General features: G+C 62.2%; 20 protein-coding genes, 1 tRNA gene and 1 riboswitch. Of the genes, 9 read left to right on the plus strand and 12 right to left on the minus strand.

Translation table 11 applies throughout. The features are described 5' to 3' along the window. The 8 genes from CR254_RS10535 to CR254_RS10570 form a co-directional block, all read right to left on the minus strand. Positions 1–630: a precorrin-8X methylmutase gene (locus CR254_RS10535; protein WP_097929811.1), complete on the minus strand. Its 630-nt coding sequence runs from the start codon at positions 628–630 to the stop codon at positions 1–3. A 2-nt stretch (positions 631–632) separates the two neighbouring features. Then, positions 633–1751: a ferredoxin-like domain-containing protein gene (locus CR254_RS10540; protein ID WP_097929812.1), complete on the minus strand. Its 1119-nt coding sequence runs from the start codon at positions 1749–1751 to the stop codon at positions 633–635. After that, positions 1748–4987, minus strand: coding sequence for a cobaltochelatase subunit CobN (gene cobN / locus CR254_RS10545; protein WP_097929813.1), 3240 nt, complete (start codon positions 4985–4987; stop codon positions 1748–1750). Before cobN ends, CR254_RS10540 begins: the two co-directional genes overlap by 4 nt. Before the next feature lie 6 nt (positions 4988–4993). Continuing rightward, on the minus strand, positions 4994–6028 hold the full coding sequence (cobW, locus tag CR254_RS10550) for a cobalamin biosynthesis protein CobW (RefSeq protein WP_097929814.1): 1035 nt from the start codon (positions 6026–6028) through the stop codon (positions 4994–4996). 2 nt (positions 6029–6030) lie between these two features. After that, positions 6031–6390: a DUF1636 family protein gene (locus tag CR254_RS10555; RefSeq protein ID WP_097929815.1), complete on the minus strand. Its 360-nt coding sequence runs from the start codon at positions 6388–6390 to the stop codon at positions 6031–6033. Between the two features lie 96 nt (positions 6391–6486). Then, positions 6487–6693, minus strand: a riboswitch (cobalamin riboswitch). 8 nt (positions 6694–6701) lie between these two features. Further along, positions 6702–7616 (minus strand): NaeI family type II restriction endonuclease, encoded by a 915-nt coding sequence (locus CR254_RS10560; RefSeq protein ID WP_097929816.1) that lies wholly within the window; start codon positions 7614–7616, stop codon positions 6702–6704. A gap of 9 nt (positions 7617–7625) precedes the next feature. Beyond that, positions 7626–8585 carry a DNA cytosine methyltransferase gene (locus tag CR254_RS10565; protein ID WP_097929867.1) on the minus strand — a complete coding sequence of 320 codons (960 nt, stop codon included), beginning with the start codon at positions 8583–8585 and terminating at the stop codon, positions 7626–7628. Between the two features lie 197 nt (positions 8586–8782). Continuing rightward, positions 8783–8857: transfer RNA gene (locus tag CR254_RS10570), tRNA-Gly, on the minus strand. 183 nt (positions 8858–9040) lie between these two features. On the opposite strand from CR254_RS10570, the gene CR254_RS10575 reads away from it, so the two are divergent. The 4 genes from CR254_RS10575 (at position 9041) to CR254_RS10590 (ending at position 11387) form a co-directional block, all read left to right on the plus strand. Beyond that, entirely contained in the window at positions 9041–9577 is a 537-nt protein-coding gene (locus tag CR254_RS10575) for a prolyl-tRNA synthetase associated domain-containing protein (protein ID WP_097929817.1), read from the plus strand. A gap of 72 nt (positions 9578–9649) precedes the next feature. Next, the gene (locus tag CR254_RS10580; RefSeq protein ID WP_097929868.1) at positions 9650–10558 is read left to right on the plus strand and encodes a tetratricopeptide repeat protein; all 909 of its coding nucleotides are present in this window, start codon (positions 9650–9652) and stop codon (positions 10556–10558) included. Next, complete coding sequence (locus tag CR254_RS10585) at positions 10558–11211, plus strand: LON peptidase substrate-binding domain-containing protein (RefSeq protein WP_097929818.1); 654 nt, start codon at positions 10558–10560, stop codon at positions 11209–11211. Before CR254_RS10580 ends, CR254_RS10585 begins: the two co-directional genes overlap by 1 nt. Beyond that, positions 11208–11387 (plus strand): Trm112 family protein, encoded by a 180-nt coding sequence (locus tag CR254_RS10590; RefSeq protein ID WP_097929819.1) that lies wholly within the window; start codon positions 11208–11210, stop codon positions 11385–11387. Before CR254_RS10585 ends, CR254_RS10590 begins: the two co-directional genes overlap by 4 nt. Positions 11388–11396: 9 nt before the next feature. On the opposite strand, the gene rlmH is transcribed toward CR254_RS10590, so the two are convergent. The 3 genes from rlmH to CR254_RS10605 form a co-directional block, all read right to left on the minus strand. Continuing rightward, positions 11397–11867 carry a 23S rRNA (pseudouridine(1915)-N(3))-methyltransferase RlmH gene (rlmH, locus tag CR254_RS10595; protein WP_097929820.1) on the minus strand — a complete coding sequence of 157 codons (471 nt, stop codon included), beginning with the start codon at positions 11865–11867 and terminating at the stop codon, positions 11397–11399. A 7-nt stretch (positions 11868–11874) separates the two neighbouring features. Continuing rightward, positions 11875–12210 (minus strand): ribosome silencing factor, encoded by a 336-nt coding sequence (rsfS, locus tag CR254_RS10600; protein WP_097929869.1) that lies wholly within the window; start codon positions 12208–12210, stop codon positions 11875–11877. Between the two features lie 288 nt (positions 12211–12498). Further along, complete coding sequence (locus CR254_RS10605) at positions 12499–13056, minus strand: hypothetical protein (protein WP_097929821.1); 558 nt, start codon at positions 13054–13056, stop codon at positions 12499–12501. Positions 13057–13188: 132 nt separating this feature from the next. Between CR254_RS10605 and CR254_RS10610 the strand changes: the two genes are divergently transcribed. The 3 genes from CR254_RS10610 to CR254_RS10620 are packed head-to-tail and all read left to right on the plus strand — an operon-like array spanning position 13189 to position 15432. Then, positions 13189–13896: an ABC transporter permease gene (locus CR254_RS10610; protein WP_097929822.1), complete on the plus strand. Its 708-nt coding sequence runs from the start codon at positions 13189–13191 to the stop codon at positions 13894–13896. Further along, positions 13889–14650: an ATP-binding cassette domain-containing protein gene (locus tag CR254_RS10615; RefSeq protein WP_097929823.1), complete on the plus strand. Its 762-nt coding sequence runs from the start codon at positions 13889–13891 to the stop codon at positions 14648–14650. Before CR254_RS10610 ends, CR254_RS10615 begins: the two co-directional genes overlap by 8 nt. Then, complete coding sequence (locus CR254_RS10620; protein ID WP_097929824.1) at positions 14647–15432, plus strand: ABC transporter substrate-binding protein; 786 nt, start codon at positions 14647–14649, stop codon at positions 15430–15432. Before CR254_RS10615 ends, CR254_RS10620 begins: the two co-directional genes overlap by 4 nt. 66 nt (positions 15433–15498) lie before the next feature. Here CR254_RS10620 and CR254_RS10625 read toward each other — a convergent pair whose 3' ends face one another. Further along, positions 15499–16374 (minus strand): branched-chain amino acid aminotransferase, encoded by an 876-nt coding sequence (locus CR254_RS10625; protein WP_097929825.1) that lies wholly within the window; start codon positions 16372–16374, stop codon positions 15499–15501. Positions 16375–16541: 167 nt separating this feature from the next. On the opposite strand from CR254_RS10625, the gene CR254_RS10630 reads away from it, so the two are divergent. Together CR254_RS10630 and CR254_RS10635 are read left to right on the plus strand one after the other, a co-directional pair. Further along, positions 16542–17057 carry a MarR family winged helix-turn-helix transcriptional regulator gene (locus CR254_RS10630; protein WP_097929826.1) on the plus strand — a complete coding sequence of 172 codons (516 nt, stop codon included), beginning with the start codon at positions 16542–16544 and terminating at the stop codon, positions 17055–17057. Further along, on the plus strand, positions 17050–17757 hold the full coding sequence (locus tag CR254_RS10635) for a response regulator (protein WP_097929827.1): 708 nt from the start codon (positions 17050–17052) through the stop codon (positions 17755–17757). The genes CR254_RS10630 and CR254_RS10635 overlap by 8 nt, the downstream gene beginning before the upstream one ends. Position 17758: the final 1 nt, after the last annotated feature.

Genomic DNA, 17758 nt, shown 5'->3' on the forward strand with positions numbered 1-17758 from the left:
TTACTCCTTACGGCTGGCCAGCGCGTTAATCGCCGCCACCGTTATTGCAGACCCACCCAGACGGCCCATGACGGCAACGCTGGGCACGGGGGCGGCGGCCATCAGCGCCGCCTTGGATTCCATCGCGCCGACAAAGCCGACAGGGCAGCCGATAATCGCCGCAGGGCGCGGGCAATCAGGGTCCTCCAGCATGTTCAACAGGTGGAACAAGGCCGTCGGCGCATTGCCAATCGCCACCAGCGCACCGGCCAAATGAGGACGCCACAGCTCCAGCGCGGCGGCGGATCGTGTATTGCCCATTTCCTTGGCCATATCAGGGACACGCGGGTCGCGCAGGGTACAGATCACCTCGTTATTCGCGGGTAGGCGTGTGCGGGTCACGCCCTCACTCACCATATGCGCATCGCACAGAATGGGGGCGCCTGCCTCCAGTGCTGCACGGGCAACCACCGGCATATTGCCAGCGAAGGCGACGTGCTCCTCCAGCCCGACCATACCGGCGGCGTGGATCATGCGCACGGCCACGACCTCCTCCTCGGGCGTGAAACGGGCAAGGTTCGCCTCGCGCCGGATCGTGGCAAAGGATTCCAGATAGATGGCCGCGCCATCGGTCACATAAGTATGGGGCATGGTCAGCTTTCGAATAAATCTTTGGGCGCGACGCTCAGCGCACGCGGGTCGATACCTGATCGCACTGGCGCATCGCCAGCACAACCGTTTCGGATCAGGGCAAAGCGTCCATCCGCCTGCCCCGTCAACGTAAATTCCTGCGCGCGCGGATGGGCGCATCCCTTGGCACAGCCGGAAACATGCAGGCCAGAACCGGCGGGTAATTCCCCCGCCAACGCCCGCGCCACATCCCGCGTTGTCACCAAGCCCTGCGCGCAATCGGGCGCACCGGGGCAGGCAGAAACCCGCAAAACCGGATCATCGGGGCGCAACATGTCGGGATGGTTCGGCACAACGCCCCCTTCAACCAACAACATCCGCCACGGGGTCAGGCGCACCGCGCCCAACCGCGCCAGAACCTGCGCATGCACACGCCCAAAGGCGAAACCGACCAAGCCGGTGGTCTCAGGCGCGCCCTGCGGCAACGCCTCAGTTCCGCTGAAACGTTGCGGCAAATCAACGGTGCGCAAATGCCGCGCCATCCGTTTTTCGGGACTGCCCTGAAACCACCGCGCCATGTCCAGTGCGACGGCAACGGCATTCTCAACCGTTACGGCACATCCCTGCGCCGCGCCATCGGCACGGCAGATCAGGCCATCACGGCCCCGCTCAATGCGAATATCTGCGGAAATATCGGTCAGCATCGGCGCGTCACCGCAATCCACGGCAAAGCCGAATTTACCGGGCAGCGCTAAATCCTGCGCCCCGACCAGCGCCGCCTGCAACGCCGTGGCAATCCGGTGCGTGTCGTCACCTTCGCGCCAAAACGGGGCCACCACCAGATTGCGTCGCGCCTCTGCCGCTGCATCCACATCCAGCAGCCCCAGATCGCGCAAACCGTCCTGCAAATCGTCCAGCGCCGCCTGCGAAACGCCACGCATCTGCAAATTCGCCCGTGCAGACAGGTCAATCAGCCCGCTGCCAAATTGCGAGGATAGCGCCGCAACGCCTGCCACCTGCCGCGCGCTCAACCGGCCCAAGGGCGGGCGCACCCGCACCAAATACCCGTCACCGGACATCATCGGGCGCAGCGCACCGGGGCACCATCCCTTGATTTCGGGGCCCTTTACCTCGGGCCTCATCCCGACAGCTCCGCCAGAACCGAGTTGCGCCGCGTCACCCACAAACCCGCCTCATGCAGGGCCGCAAAGCGTGCCCGCATCGCGGCGAGGGCTGCCGGATTCTCACGCTCCATAAACCCGACCAAATCCTCACGCCCTAGGGTCGCATCGAAATAGGCGTCGAACAGATGCGCTGGCACGACCTGCGCCAAATGCGCAAATGCGGCCAGGTTATCCAGTGTCGCCGCAACCTCCGCCGCGCCGCGAAATCCGTGGCGCATCATCCCGTCAGCCCATGCGGGGTTCGCTGCCCGCGCCCGCACCACCCGCGCGATTTCCTCGGGTAAGGACCGCGCCCGTGGCGCATCCATCCGCGTACTGTCCATGTGGTACAGCGCCGGAGCATCCTGCCCCAGTGCCGCCAGCGCCGCGGCAAAACCTGCCTCATGGCTGGCATAATCCTCCGCCAGCAGCACATCTGTTTCCGCCAAATCCTGCACGTGTACGAATGCATCGGCGGTCTCCAACCGAGACTCCAGCCCCGCCCGATCCTGCGAAACATCGCCCTGCGCGTTAATCGCCCATTCAGACGCGCTCAACCACGCCTGCCCCGCACGGTTGCGCGCATCATCGGTATAGACATCGAGGTCAGCGCCCATCGCCAAGCCGAACTGCCCCGGTTTCGGCCCAAAGACACGCGGTGCGCGGGCCAGATAAGGATTCTCCTCCGCTGCCTCATCCCGCTCGGCCAAGGCATCGGCCGCCAGCTCGAACATCTGCGCCAAGCCGGGAAACACATCGCGAAACAAGCCACTGACCCGCAGCGTCACGTCGATGCGCGGGCGATTCAACAGCACCAGCGGCACAATCTCGAACCCGCTAACCCGCTCGGACCCATCATCCCAAACGGGGGCAAGGCCCGCCAGATGCAGCGCCATGGCAAATTCCTCACCCGCTGTGCGCATCGTGGCCGATCCCCACAGGTCAATGACCAGCCCGCGTGGCCAGTCGCCATGATCCTGCAAATGTCGGCGCAGCAATTCCTCGGCCAACTTCACGCCCTGCGCATGGGCCGCCCGCGACGGCACCGCACGCGGATCGGTGGTGAACAGGTTGCGCCCCGTCGGCATCACATCACCGCGCCCGCGATAGGGCGAACCGGACGGCCCCGCCGGAACCAGCGCACCGTTCAACGCGGCATGCAGCCCCGCCATCTCATCCGCCCCGCACTGCCCCGCGCCGTAAACGTGCAGGCCATCGCCGAATTGGCTTTCCTTGATATCGCACACGAACCGGTCAATGCGGGTGATCGCCTCCGCGGCGGAGCTATCCTCGCTCAGCCCCAGATCCGCCTCAACACCGCGCGCGCGGGCCTCCTCACGTATCGCGCCGATCAGACGGTCGCGCCGCGCGGGGTCCAGCCCGTCAGCGGTCGAATATTCATCCAGCAATTGCTCCAAGCCGGACAGCACATCAGGCACCGCACTATCAGCCATAGGCGGGGGCAGATGGCCCAAAGTCACCGCCCCGATCCGCCGCTTGGCCTGTGCTGCCTCACCGGGATCATTCACGATGAACGGATAGATTGTGGGCGTCCCACCGCTGAGCACCTCGGGCCAGCACGCCTGCGACAGGGCGACCGATTTGCCCGGCAACCATTCCAGCGTGCCATGGGCGCCAACATGGATCAGCGCATGCAGACCCCGCGCCTGCATCATCAGATAGAACGCCACATATGCATGGCGCGGCGTGCGGGCCAGATCATGATAATCATCCTCACGCGCCGCAACCGTGCCCCGCTCCGGCTGCAACGCGATCAAAGCAGTGCCCGCCTGAACGGCACGGAACCGGAACTTGCCATCGGAAACGTCGGGATCATCCTCAACCGAGCCCCAAGCCTGCGCCAGATCGGCGCGCAGATCATCAGGCAACGCGCCCAGCGCGGCCAGATACTCCGCCACCGGCCATTCAATAACCTGCGACTCCAGCGCGCGGCCCAGATCGTCGGGCGCCTCTACGCCGTAGCCCGCCGCCGCCAGATCAGCCAAAATCGCCGCCGTAGATTGCAGCGGGTCCAGCCCCACCGCATGGGCCAAATTGTAATCGCGCCCCGGATAGGTGGACAGTACGACGGCCAACCTCCGCTCACCCGCCTGCGCGGTGGCCAAGCGATGCCATGCCGCGACCTTATCCGCCGCCGCCGCAATCATCTGCGGCACAGGCCGATGGCCAAAGCGGGCGAATTGCAGGTCGGGGTCCTTTTTATTCGGCTCCTTAAAGCTGACCAAACCGGCGAATAGCCGTCCGTCCACCTCAGGCAGCACCACATGCATGGCCAAATCCGCAGGCGACAGGCCCCGATCGCCCAGCGCCCAATCCTGTTGCCGCGCCGTGGACAGCGAAACCTGAAATACCGGCACCCCGCCCGCATCCAGCGGTGAGGCCGCACCGTCCCGCCCCTGCGCCGAAAACGCGGTGGCATTCACAATGGCCGCAGGCCGCAATCGCGCCAGTTCAGCCGAGAGCCACGCCGCCGCCGCAGGTTGCTTCAAGCTGGGCGCGAATGCCCCAACCGCCGTAAAGCCCCGCTCGCGCAGCGCCGCAATCAGCGCATCCACCGGCCCGGTATCCGCCGCCGTCAGGTAGGAGCGGTAAAAGCTGACCACGACCAGCGGGCCACCCTCGGGCGCAGCCGAAACCACGCCCTCCTCAGGCGTGTAGAACCCGAAATCAGGAACCGATTTCTGCCCGATGACCGGCCCCGCATATAGCCCCGCCGCCAGCGCCATCTGGGCAAGGGCCGCCTGCGCCGCCGCCGCGCCGCCCGCATCGCATAGATGCTGCAACCGGCGCAGCGTGCTGACCGGAACCGTAGACAGCTCATCCAATTGCGGGTCGGCGCGCCCGTCAGCGGGTAAAATCGCGAGGGCCATCCCCTTGCGCCGCGCCAAATCCTGCACCTGCATCAGGCCATAGGACCAATAGCCAGCACCACCGATCAGGCGGATCAGGATACCCTTCGCGCCCTCCAGCGTTTGCTCAACATAGGTATCAACCGATAGCGGATGCTTTAGCGCGACCAGATTGACCAGCCGCAACGTGGGCAGCCCCCCCTGCGCACGATGCCATCCCGCCGCGAAAGCCCCCAGATCGGAATCCGAAAACGACATCGCCACCAGATCAGCGGGCGTCTGCCCGACATCGAATGGCGTATCGCCTTGATCCAACCCGTGGCTCTCGCGGAAAATGACATGCATGACGCGTCAGACTCCCAACGCAGCCCGAATTGCGGGCGGGTCGATATGGTCATGCTCCGCAATCACCACCAAGGATGACACACGCGGACGCCCACCCCATGGGGTGTCGTATTGCATCCGCACACGCTCGCCCACAGCCTGAACCAGCATCCGCATCGGTTTCCCCTTTACGGCGATATAGCCTTTGACGCGCAGCACATCGTGCGAACGGGCCAATGCCTCAATCGCGGATTTCAGGGCGTCGGTGTCGTCAATCTCGGGCAAATCGATCATGATGGTGTCGAAATCATCATGCTCATGATCGTGATGCCCGTCATGATGGGATGGGCGCGTGTCCAGATCATCCTCCGCTGCGGCCTCCAGCCCCAGAATAACGCGGGGGTCAATGTTGCCCTCGCTCACGGGGACAACCGAAACCTTGCGCGGGGATTCAGCCGCGATCACGTCGCGGGCCTTTTGCATCTGCGCCTCATCCACCAGATCCGCCTTGGTCAGCAGAATGATGTCCGCGCAGGAAATCTGATCCTCGAAAACTTCGGATAATGGCGTCTCATGATCCAGCGCATCATCGGCCAGGCGCTGCGCCTCAACCGCCGCAACGTTCGAGGCGAAACGACCCGCCGCCACAGCCTCCGCATCGGCCAGTGCAACCACGCCGTCCACTGTGATGCGCGACCGGATTGCGGGCCATTCAAACGCCTTCAGCAATGGCTTGGGCAGGGCCAGACCGCTGGTCTCAATCACAATGTGATCGGGCTTTTGCGGCAGCGCCATCAGCGCCTCAATCGTCGGAATGAAATCATCGGCAACCGTGCAGCAGATGCAGCCATTGGCCAGCTCGACGATGTTTTCCTCGGGGCAGTTTTCATCCGCGCAGGCCTTCAGGATTTCGCCATCCACACCCACAGTGCCAAATTCATTGACCAAAACGGCCAGCCGCCGCCCCTGCGGGTTCTGCATCAGGTGCCGTACCAGCGTGGTTTTGCCAGAGCCGAGGAAGCCGGTAATCACGGTAACGGGAATTTTGTTCAAATCGGTCATGTTCACTCCTGCGGCGGGATGCGCGCGATGGATTGCTTGCGGAAAATCTGCGGGCGCGACCGCCATGGTACCAGACCATCCTCGGTCGCGGCATAGGCGGTGGCCCCTTCTACGATCTGCGCGACATGTTCGGCAGGGTCCAGGCGACCATAAACATAGGTCCAGCGACCCGGTGCGCTCAACGCGACGGCGCAGCCATTGCTGCACGCAGACAGGCATTCCACCGGACGCAGTTCGACATCCTCGGGCAGGGTTTCTGCGGCCAATGCATCCATCAGAACCGCACCGGGGCGCGGGGCCTCGGGGTCATACTCACCGACGCCCTTACAGGTCGTACATACCATCAAAACGGTTTTCACCATCGCACCCAGCCCTCAATACACGCGGACGAAGGGGGTGCCAGCGTACAGGCGCGCCATCGCAGCCCGTACATGCCAGTCGCGAAACACCCCGTTCGCCGGTTACATCTCTCGCTGGCAGGTCTCCCGGCTTGCGAAGTTCGGAGGGGTACTCCGGCGGTTCCTGCCCTTCCCAATCTTGCGATCAGTGGTCTTAGGAACCTCTTCGGTCACGGTCGCGGGGGCGGCTGTGCTTGAGGTCAGCGTGACCCTGCACATTCCCTTTTCACCTGCCAGATGGCAGGAACCAACGGCCCTACTTGCGACCTGACACGTCAGATTGTCAATGACGAAGCTAGACCAACCGCCTCGAACCCATGCTCCTTGGCTAGGATCAACTCGGCCTCGCCCCGCATTTGGTACGAGATAAACTGACTACCCGTGCAAACCGGCAGACCCAGTTCGGCGATCAACGGGGCATCATAATGGCCCGATAGCAGCAAAATCCCCTCACGCGCCAAATGATCCCGCGTACCGCGTCCCTTATCCGAACGGATGCGCCGCATGAAATCCTGCTGTCGCGCCACGGCCTGCACCACGTCGCGGGTGATGGGGATACCCTGAACCTCCCGAAACAGGGCCGCCATCCGCTGATTGCCCGTATCACCGGCAAATATCCGCTCCACCACATCCGCCGCAATGGTGCGCCAGAAATTAGCCGGATAGGGCTGATCGCGTAGCAACCATAGGATATTGGCGAATCCGGCGGCCGAGATACTCTTCTTCGAATCCTTGTTCTGACCCACGGTCAGATAATCAGGCCGCGCCACGATCAGGCCCAAGTAACACACCGCCCGCACCTCATCCGCCGCGACGAGGATGCACGGATTGTCGATCGCCTCCGTCGGGATCATCCAGTTGCTGCCCATCGTGTTCTTGATATCAACGTCATGGCCCAGAATGACCGTATCCAGCCGCCCCTTGGACAGGCGCAGCATCGCGCGCAGCTCAATCTCGACCCGCGTGCCGATATAGGTCTTTTCGGTTTTTTCCAGCTCATCATAACTGCGCCGACCGGTTTTGGGCGTCATGATCACATCATCAACGCATTGACGCAGCATGGTGGAGAACGTTTCGGCCAGCGCATCTGCACCGCCTGCCCGCGTGGTAATTTCAGCACTGATGGCGGATAGCAGCGCGTGATCCGGGTGCCCGGCGGTAACGATGCTATCGGGGATGCTCTTTTTCAAAGCGGCAGATCAGCCACTGACCGCGCGCAATACACGTTTGCGCAAAACCCGCCCGATCTGGGCCGAAACCGCCTGTGCGACCGGTGGCGGAAACGCATTGCCAACCTGCCGGTAGGCGTTCGTTTTCGCGCCAGTGAAATGCCAGTCATCAGGGAAGCCCTGAATCCGCGCCACCATTGGCACGGTCAAACGGGGCATTCCGGTGTGGAACGCATCAGGCGGCTCGGCCGCAACTGTGCGCCCCTCAACCCCCAGCGTCGCCCATGCCGCCCGCGCGCGGGTCGGGCCAAGGTCAGGACCGCCATGTTTTTTCGAACCACCAACGATGGTCGGCGCAATCTCATCCGCTTTTGCCGCCCATTCCGCCGCACCGGCCCAACCGCCTGCGGCCATCTGATCGCGCAGCACCTCGCCAACGGTCGGCGGATTGTGGGGATTCGGCTCAGGCCAGTCAAAAAAGTCTGCGCGTTCCTTTTGCACCGCAACGATCACCACACGGGGGCGCAATTGCGGCACCCCGTAATCCGACGCATTCAGCAGCCGCCAGTCGGTTTTATAGCCCAACCGGTCCAGCTGCGTTTTCAGCTTCTCACGGTAATCATGGAACACCGCGCCCAGAAACCCGCGGACGTTTTCGATCATCACCGCACGGGGGCGCGCATCGTCGATAATGTCGATGGCATCATTGAACAGATTACGCTCGTCCTTTTCCCCCAATTGCTTTCCGGCGACAGAAAACGGGGGGCATGGCAGACCACCGGCCAGCAGGTCCATTCCGCGAAAATCAGCGGCGCGTTCCTTGAACAACCGCATATCTTCCTCAAGCACATTCCACTCGGGCCGGTTATGGCGTAGCGTGTTGCAGCAATGCTTGTCGATCTCGACCAAGGCAGTATGTGCGAATCCGGCTTTCTCCAGCCCAAGGGCCTGCCCGCCAGCACCGGCGCAAAGCTCTACAGATGTTAACATGTTGGCTGCCCTCTTTTTGAACATACAACCCGTAGAGGCGATCAGGATCAATTCCGTTCTGCACCGCACGCGCGTTCGCAATTTGTTCGTACCCGCAAAGCCGCTTTCGGACAAGCCTGCTGCGCATTATTGGACCCCGAAACAGAAAAGACCGCCCGAAGGCGGTCTTTCTAAGTAACCGTATCAAAACGGTTAATTGGAGCGGGCGAAGAGATTCGAACTCTCGACTTCAACCTTGGCAAGGTTGCGCTCTACCCCTGAGCTACGCCCGCGTCCTTGGGTGTGGCGATGTATAAAGATTCGAACGGGGGCCGCAAGCGGAAAAATCACCTTTTTCGCACTTCTCGCAAAAAATCTTCACAGCTCCCGTTTCACCCTATTTTCACGGCCCAGACTGGCACTGGCCATCCGCCCTTGCCCCGATATGATACCGCCGTAACAGGATGGAGGCTCGCATGACAAACTCACCCCGAACCGAGGCAGATCTGCTGGCCCTGCTGGATGCACTTACCATCCCCTATACACTGCACCGCCACGCCCCCCTGTTCACCGTACAGGAAAGTCAGGCCGTCAGCCGCGACATGCCCGGCGCGCACTGCAAGAACATGTTCCTGAAATCGAAGGCGGGTGAGCTGGTCTTGGTGACATGCGAGGAAAACCGCAAAATCCGCATCCGCGATCTGGAACGCGCGATCGGGGCCAAGAAGCTCAGCTTTGCGAAACCCGACCTGTTACTGGCCCATCTGGGCGTCACACCCGGCGCGGTTACGCCACTCTCTATCGTAAACGATACGGATCGCCGCGTGCGCGTTATCCTCGACGATCAAATGATGGGGGCGGACCTGCTGAACTGTCACCCGTTGCACAATGAGGCAACAATTGCCATTTCCACACCAGACCTGATGCGCGTCTTTGCCCATACCGGCCATCAACCGGAACGGATCGATTTCGACGCGCTGGAACAGGCCGCCCTGACTGCGCAAGCGGGCTAAGGCGACCGAACCGAGATAATTGGCCGGTGCAATCGCGCCGTGCCCGCACATATATGATATAAGAGAGACATGATGCTCGAACTCAACGCCGCCCCCGCCACTGCCGATCTGATCAAGGACACGTCCGAGGCCACCTTTATGGCTGACGTTGTGGATGCCTCGCAGCAGGCGCCCGTTATCGTGGTGTTCTGGTCCGCAATGGTGCCACAGTCCAAGCAGATCATCCCGATGATCGAGGCAGAGGTCACAAATGCCCGTGGCGCGGTGCGCATGGTCAAGGCGAACGCGGATGAGAATCAGGCCATTGCCGGCCAGCTTCGCATTCAAAACGTGCCCACCGTCTATGCCTTCTTTAACGGCCAGCCGATTGACGGCTTTCAGGGCCCTCTCTCGCAAAGCCAGATCAAGGCCTTCATCGAGAAGGTCATCACAGCCGCAGGCGGCGACGCATCCGGTGGGCTGGAGGAGGCAATCGAGCAAGCCGAGCAAATGCTCGATGCAGGCGAGGTTGCCGACGCCGCACAGGTTTTCGCCGCGATTCTTGAAGAGGACCCCAAACAGCCCCGCGCCGTTGCTGGCCTCGCCAATGCCTATATGGCACTGGGCGACACGGTGAATGCGACCGCAACCCTCGACGCCGCACCAGCCGAAATCGCCAATGCGCCAGAAATCGCAGCCGTCCGCGCACGGATCGAATTGACCGAGGCCAGCGCCGGTGCCGGTGAACTGGACGCCCTGCTCGCCGCGGTCGAGGCTGATCCGACCGATAAACAAGCACGCTTTGATCTGGCCCTCGCGCAAATCGGGGCCGGTGATAATGCCGCTGCCATTGATAGCCTGCTTGAGATCTTCCGTCAGGACCGCGAATGGAACGAGGACGCCGCCCGTCAGCAATTGTTCAAACTGTTTGACGCCATGGGACCAAAGGACCCGATGACCGCAACCGGCCGTCGCCGTCTCAGCTCGATGATCTTCGCCTGATGCGCCGTTTTGCAGCCGCCGACCTGCCGGATGCGCTTCCGATCTTCCCTCTGGGAGGGGCGCTGCTGCTGCCACGGGCGCGGCTGCCGCTGAACCTGTTTGAACCGCGTTATCTGGCCATGCTGGATGACGCGCTAAAAACGCCAGAGCGGATGATAGCGATGATCCAGCCGGCGGAGGGGCCAAACGGCACCTCGCGCCTGCATTCCATCGGATGCGCGGGACGGATCACGCAATTTTCCGAAACGGATGATGGCCGCTATATCGTCTCGCTGACCGGAATTTCGCGCTTCCGCCTGATCGAGGAAATCGACGGTTTCACCCCCTATCGCCGCGCGCGGCTGGATTGGGGCAGCTTTGGCCGTGATCTGGGGGGCGAGGAAAAGGACACGGACTTTGACCGCCCTGCTTTCCTGAAATTGCTGTCACGGTTTTTCGACAATGCCCAACTGTCCAGCGACTGGGACAGCCTGAAGGAAGCGGATGAGGAACTGCTCATCAACTCCCTGTCCATGCTGTGCCCGTTCGAGGTGGAGGAAAAACAAGCCTTGCTTGAGGCCCCCTCCCTCGCCACACGGCGCGAAACATTGGTCATGCTGATGGAATTCGCCCTGCGCGCGGGCGACGGCAGCGATAGTCCGATCTTGCAATGACACAGGTTCTGGATCGAAAACTGCTGGAATCACTGGTTTGCCCCGTCACGCGGGGCACACTGGTCTATGATCGTGAGGCGAATGAGCTGATCTCGCGCAATGCGGGCCTGGCCTATCCCGTGCATGAGGGCGTACCGGTCATGCTGCCCGACGCCGCCCGCCATATCGACGACTAAACCCTGACGTTAAACACGATGATACGGCAATTGCGCCTGAATGGTCGCGGCGCGGTATAGCTGCTCGGCCAACATCACGCGCACCAGCATATGCGGCCAAACCATTTTGCCAAAGCTTAGCGCGCCATTGCAGCGTTTGCGCAGGGCAGGGTCGATGCCATCCGCACCGCCAATAATGAACGCAATATCGCGCTGACCATCATCGGCCCGCATCTGTAGCATATTTGCGAAATCGGGGGAGGTCATAACCTTACCCCGTTCGTCCAGCGCGATACGCCACGCGCCATCCGGTATGGCCGCGTCGAGCAATTTGCCCTCGCCCGCCATGCCGCCGCCCTTACGTTCATCAACCTCGACCACCTCAACAGGGCCTAGGCCGTGGGGCCGTCCGGTCCGGTCGAACCGGGCCAGATAATCATCGATAATATCCCGCTCCGGCCCACCACGTAGGCGGCCGACAGCGGCAATTGTAACCCGCACGCCGGTATCAGACCGGCATAGGGTTTGGATCAGCCATTGAGCCCTGCCACATCTTTTCAAGCTGGTAGAACTCACGCACTTCTGGACGGAACAGATGCACGATGGCATCGCCCGCGTCGATCAGCACCCAGTCTCCGGTCTCGCGACCCTCAACACGGCATGACTTACCGGTGGCCTTTTTGATGCGGTCCACCAGCTTTTCCGCCATTGCGGAAACCTGACGTGACGAACGGCCCGACGCGACGACCATATTGTCCGCCATTGCCGATTTGCCCTTCAGCGGGATGGAAACAACGTCCTCCGCCTTGTCATCATCGAGGGAAGCAAGCACCAGCGCCAACATCTCTGCGGAGCCGAATGCGCTCTGTGCCGTGGTTACCGTGGCACTATCCGGTGCGGTGGCATCCACCGCGGCAACACGTTCCAACAGAACGATGTCCTCCTCAAATTGCACGCCGGAATGACGCGCGATACATATCTAATATAGCAGTTTCGGGTCGTCCGCTCAACCATGCAGGCGGCACGACGCGCCCGCCTAGCCGATTCGCCCCGCCCTGTCGCGTGAAATCGCCTGTTTTCTTATAATATCCGGCGCAACGTTACTTAATGACCATGGCGCATAGCGGTGTTTTCACAGCAGGGGCCGCTGCCTTTTACCCGAAACGCCCCGCTGCGACCTTAACGCGGCGACCCAGACAGGCCAGCGGGTGCGTGCCGCATCCATCCGCACAAAACCGCTGGCCATCCCGCGACAGGCCAGCGGATCACGGACCATCATCGCAACATGCAGCGCAACGCCCAGCGCCACGGCAATACCCGACGCCTGATGCCAATCCGCCACCGTCAGCCCGCCCAGCGCAAGCGCCAGCCCTATCATCCCCAAACGGTGCATCCGCCCGAACCGCGCGACCGAGGCCCGCAATTTCGGCCTGCGCCGCACCAATAACCGCCGCACGACCCGACGCAGCACCGCAATCACTCCCAACACGGCAAAGCACCACCCCGCCACGACGTGCCACGCGGGAACGGTCATCGCGCCCAGCGCCAGGATCAAGCACGCATGCAGCCCACGATCCAAGCCGCTGAACCGCTGCACCAAGGCACCACGCGGAACCCGCCGGACTCGCCATAACGCGAACACCCCGATCAGCAGCACAACGCCCAGCGCCAGCAGGCCGAAGTTTCGCATTGGCTTCATCCCTCCCCGCAACACATGACAAGTGTCGCAAATCTGCACCGCCCTGCCGCCCACTGCGCTGGCAGCGAACGATCCCGCACCGTAAGGTTACGGCACCATTCACCACATCACGGGGCCCAAGCAATGCAGGATTTCACCGCCGCGTTTCGCGCAGCCCTCGATCTGGTGTTTCGGATGGATGCCGACCTGATGGAAATTGTCGGCTTGTCCCTGCTCGTATCGGGGGCGGCGGTCACGCTGGCCTGTGTGATCGGTTTCCCCCTTGGCGCGGCACTGGGCGCGGGGCGGTTTGCAGGGCGAATGCCGCTGCTGGTGCTGGTCAACGCGGCGATGGGCCTGCCGCCGGTGGTGGTGGGGCTGACGCTGTACCTGCTGCTCAGCCGCGCAGGGCCGTTGGGACCGCTGGACCTGCTATATACGCCAACCGCGATGATCCTCGCCCAAACAGTGCTGGTCACGCCTATCGTTGCCGCGATCACCGCGCAGATCGTCGCGGACCTGTCCGAGGAATATCGCGACCTGTTCGCCACCATGGGAATGCGCCGCACAGCACAGGCCGCAACCCTGATGTGGGACGGGCGCTTTGCCCTGACCACCGCCGTTCTGGCCGGAGCAGGCCGTGCATTGGCCGAAGTCGGCGCCGTGGTCATAGTTGGTGGCAATATCGACCATGTGACCCGCGTGATGACGACTGCAATCGCGCTGGAAACCTCACGCGGGGCGCTGGAACTTGCGCTCGGCCTCGGCCTGATCCTGCTAACATTGTCGCTCGGGATAAATGCCGCGCTAATGGGGGTCCGCGCTGCGGCGCGCAGGTTATCCGATGGTTGAGCCCGACCGCCTGATCCGCCTCGCCCATACGCGACCCACATTAACGCAACACCCACCGGTGCGGATCGCGGACCTGTATCTGCAACGGGGCGGCCAATATATCCTGCGCGACATTACGGCCAATCTGGGCCTGTCCGATGTCACCGCGATTATGGGGCCAAACGGCGCGGGCAAAACCCAATTGCTGCGCCTGATCGCGGGATTGGGGCAACCAGATAGCGGTACGATCAAATTCGCATGGCCTGACGCGCCAGAAAAGCACCGGATCGCGCTGGTCTTTCAACGGCCTGTGCTGCTGCGCCGCTCCGCTCTGGCAAACCTGACCCATGCGCTGGCGCAATATGGCGTCACCCGCACACGCCGAACTGCCCGCGCGATGGAGCTACTGGACTTTGGCGGCCTGACCGACCGCGCCAATATTCCGGCCCGTGCGCTGTCAGGGGGCGAACAACAACGGCTGACACTGGTGCGGGCGCTCGGCGCGGCCCCTGATCTGTTGTTGCTGGATGAGCCGACCTCGAACCTGGACCCCAGATCAACCGCCGCGATTGAGGCGCTGATCCAGCGCGCCACCGCACAGGGCGTGCGCGTGATCCTCGTGACCCATGATATCGGTCAGGCCCGCCGCTTGGCCAAGGACATCCTGTTCCTACAGGACGGGCAGGTGGCCGAGCATAGCCCCGCACCACAGTTTTTCGACACCCCAACCTCCGCACAAGCTGCCGCCTATCTCAGAGGAGAACTCTACCTATGATCCGCCTTGCTCTGCTTCTCACACTGACCGCCGCGCCTGTTTTCGCGCAGGACCACATCCTGATCCAGTCCACGACCTCCACACAGAATTCCGGCCTATACGATCACCTGCTACCGCTGTTTCAGGCCGAAACCGGTATCGAGCCCCGCGTCGTGGCCGTCGGCACAGGGCAGGCGATCCGCAACGCAACCAATTGCGACGGCGACGTGCTGCTAGTCCATTCCCGCGCAGCCGAGGATGCCTTCGTTTCCGCAGGCTACGGCACACAGCGCCATGATGTGATGTTCAACGACTTCATCATTATCGGGCCAGAAACCATAACCGCCGACAGCCCCGCCGCCGCCCTGACCAGCATCGCGCAGGCGGAGCTGCCCTTCCTGTCACGCGGGGATGATAGCGGCACGCATAGCCGCGAAATGGCGCTGTGGAACACTGCCGATATCGACCCGACAGGCGCATCGGGTGGCTGGTATCGTGAAACCGGCGCAGGCATGGGGGCCACGCTGAACATCGCGGCGGGGATGGGCGCATATACCCTGACCGACCGCGCGACATGGCTAACCTTTGCCAACCCCGCCGATCTGGTCATCAGCTACGAGGGGCACGCCGACCTGAACAACCAATACGGCGTTATCGCGGTTTCCCCGCAGCACTGCCCATCGGTCAACGCAATCGGTGCGCAAACATTCGTGGACTGGATCACCGGCACGTCTGGCCAGCAGGCAATCGCCGCCTATCGCCTGAACGGCGCGCCACTGTTCACACCAAACGCGGCAGAATAGGCATATCGCATTCTCAAAATATCCCCGCCGGAGGCACCGGCCAATGGCGGGGATAACGGCACTAGGTCACAACTGACCGCGCACCAGCTTCTCGTAATCCTCGGCAATCATCCGCGCCAGCGTGCCCACCTCAAAGGTATGCTCGCCAATCTGGCCGACAGGCGTAACCTCGGCAGCGGTGCCGGTCAGCCAGCACTGCTCGAACCCGTCCAGCTCCTCAGGCATGATGTGACGCTCGATCACCTCGACACCGCGATCCTTGAGCATGCCGATAACCGTCTGGCGCGTGATCCCGTTCAGGAAGCAATCGGCCAGCGGTGTATGCACCTTGCCCTCTTTGACGAAAAACACGTTCGCGCCTGTCGCCTCGGCCACATAGCCGCGATAATCCATCATCAACGCATCGGAACAGCCCTTGGCCTCCGCTGCGTGCTTGGACATGGTGCAGATCATGTACAGACCCGATGCCTTGGCCGCACTGGGGATGGTTTCGGGTGAGGGACGCTTCCACTTGGAAATATCCAGCTTTGCCCCCTTCATCTTTGCATCGCCGTAATAGGCGCCCCACTCCCATGCGGCGACAGCCATGCGGACGGGATTGTTCTGCGAGGCAACGCCCATGTCAGAGCCCGATCCGCGCCATGCCAGAACGCGCACATAGGCGTCCTGCAATCCGCTGGCCTGCATGACCTCAGCCTTGGCCGCCTCGATCTGATCGACGGTATAGGGGATCGCAGCATCGATCAGCTCGCCAGAGCGCAGCAAACGCTCCGAATGTTCACGGCTTTTGAAAATCACGCCGTTATAGGCGCGCTCACCCTCAAATACGGCCGAGGCATAGTGCATCGCGTGGGTCAGCACATGTACGTTTGCCTCGCGCCACGGCACCATCTTGCCGTCCATCCAGATATGACCGTCCCGATCGTCGTAGCTGCCTGCCATTGTCGTTCCCCTGATAGGGCCGCTTCGGACCCTTTTTGCATTAGTTGCGCAAAACCCGCACAAGTCGCCATTATGTTTCGCCAAATCAGCACTCGGCTAACATTGCGCTATTGGATAGTCAACAAGACTGACTTAAAAAGGATATCAAGCAACGAACAGGATCGACCATGAGCCGACGTTTCGCCGCCACCGCACCCCGTGGTGAGCAGCTCCTCTTCCTTACCGATGATCAATTGCGCAATGGCATTGAGTTGATGTTCTTTGCCTATCGCGGGTTTACCGCCGATCCGGATTTGTTGTTGGAGGATTACGGCTATGGCCGCGCGCACCATCGTGCCCTGCATTTCGTAAACCGCCGCCCCGGCCTGACCGTGAATGCGTTGCTGGATATTCTGGGCGTGACCAAGCAATCTCTGAACCGCGTTCTGCGCCAATTGGTTGAGGACGGCCTGATCGACAGCCGCGTCGGCGAAACCGACCGCCGCCAGCGCAACCTGTTCCTGACGGAATCCGGTAAGGCGTTGGAGCGGTCCCTCTCCGAATCCCAACGCACCCGCATGCGCAAGGCGTATATGGAGGCCGGACCCGAGGCTGTGCACGGCTTTCGCACCGTTCTGGAACAGATGATCGACCCCGACATGCGCCCGCGCGTTCTGGGCCTGGTAGGAGATGGTGATGACTGACCTGACCTCCGACGCGCATATCCTGATTGTCGATGATGACCAGCGCATCCGCGACCTGTTGCGCAAATTCCTGTCACGTCAGGGCTTTCTGGTGTCAGGCGCACGCGATGCCGCCCATGCCCGCCGCTTGCTGGAGGGGTTGGAATTTGACCTGATCGTGCTGGACGTGATGATGCCGGGCGAGGATGGGTTGAGCTTGACCCGCTCCCTGCGTGAGGACATCACAACCCCGATCCTGCTGCTAACCGCGCGCGGTGATGCCGATGACCGGATTACGGGGCTGGAGGCAGGCGCCGATGATTACCTGCCCAAACCGTTTGAGCCTCGTGAACTGGTCGCGCGCATCAATGCCATCCTGCGCCGCACGCCGCCAAAGCCGACCAAGGAAGAGCCGCCAAAAACCATGCAGCTCGGCCCCGTGCGCTATGACGTTGGGCGGGGTGAGATGTGGCAGGGCGATGCACAGGTTCGCCTAACCTCGACCGAGCAAGCGCTGATGCGCATCTTTGCTGCCTCCCCCCACGAACCTATCGCGCGCCAAGCCTTGATCGAGGCATTGGGCCGCGACCATGGACAGGCACAGGAGCGCGCAATCGACGTGCAAATCACCCGATTGCGGCGCAAAATCGAGATAGACCCGAAAACCCCACGCTATCTGCAAACCGTGCGCGGTGCCGGCTATATGCTGGTCCCTGACTGAT

Origin of the sequence: Pontivivens marinum, from assembly GCF_900231835.1 — a bacterium.
Taxonomy (GTDB): domain Bacteria; phylum Pseudomonadota; class Alphaproteobacteria; order Rhodobacterales; family Rhodobacteraceae; genus Pontivivens; species Pontivivens marinum.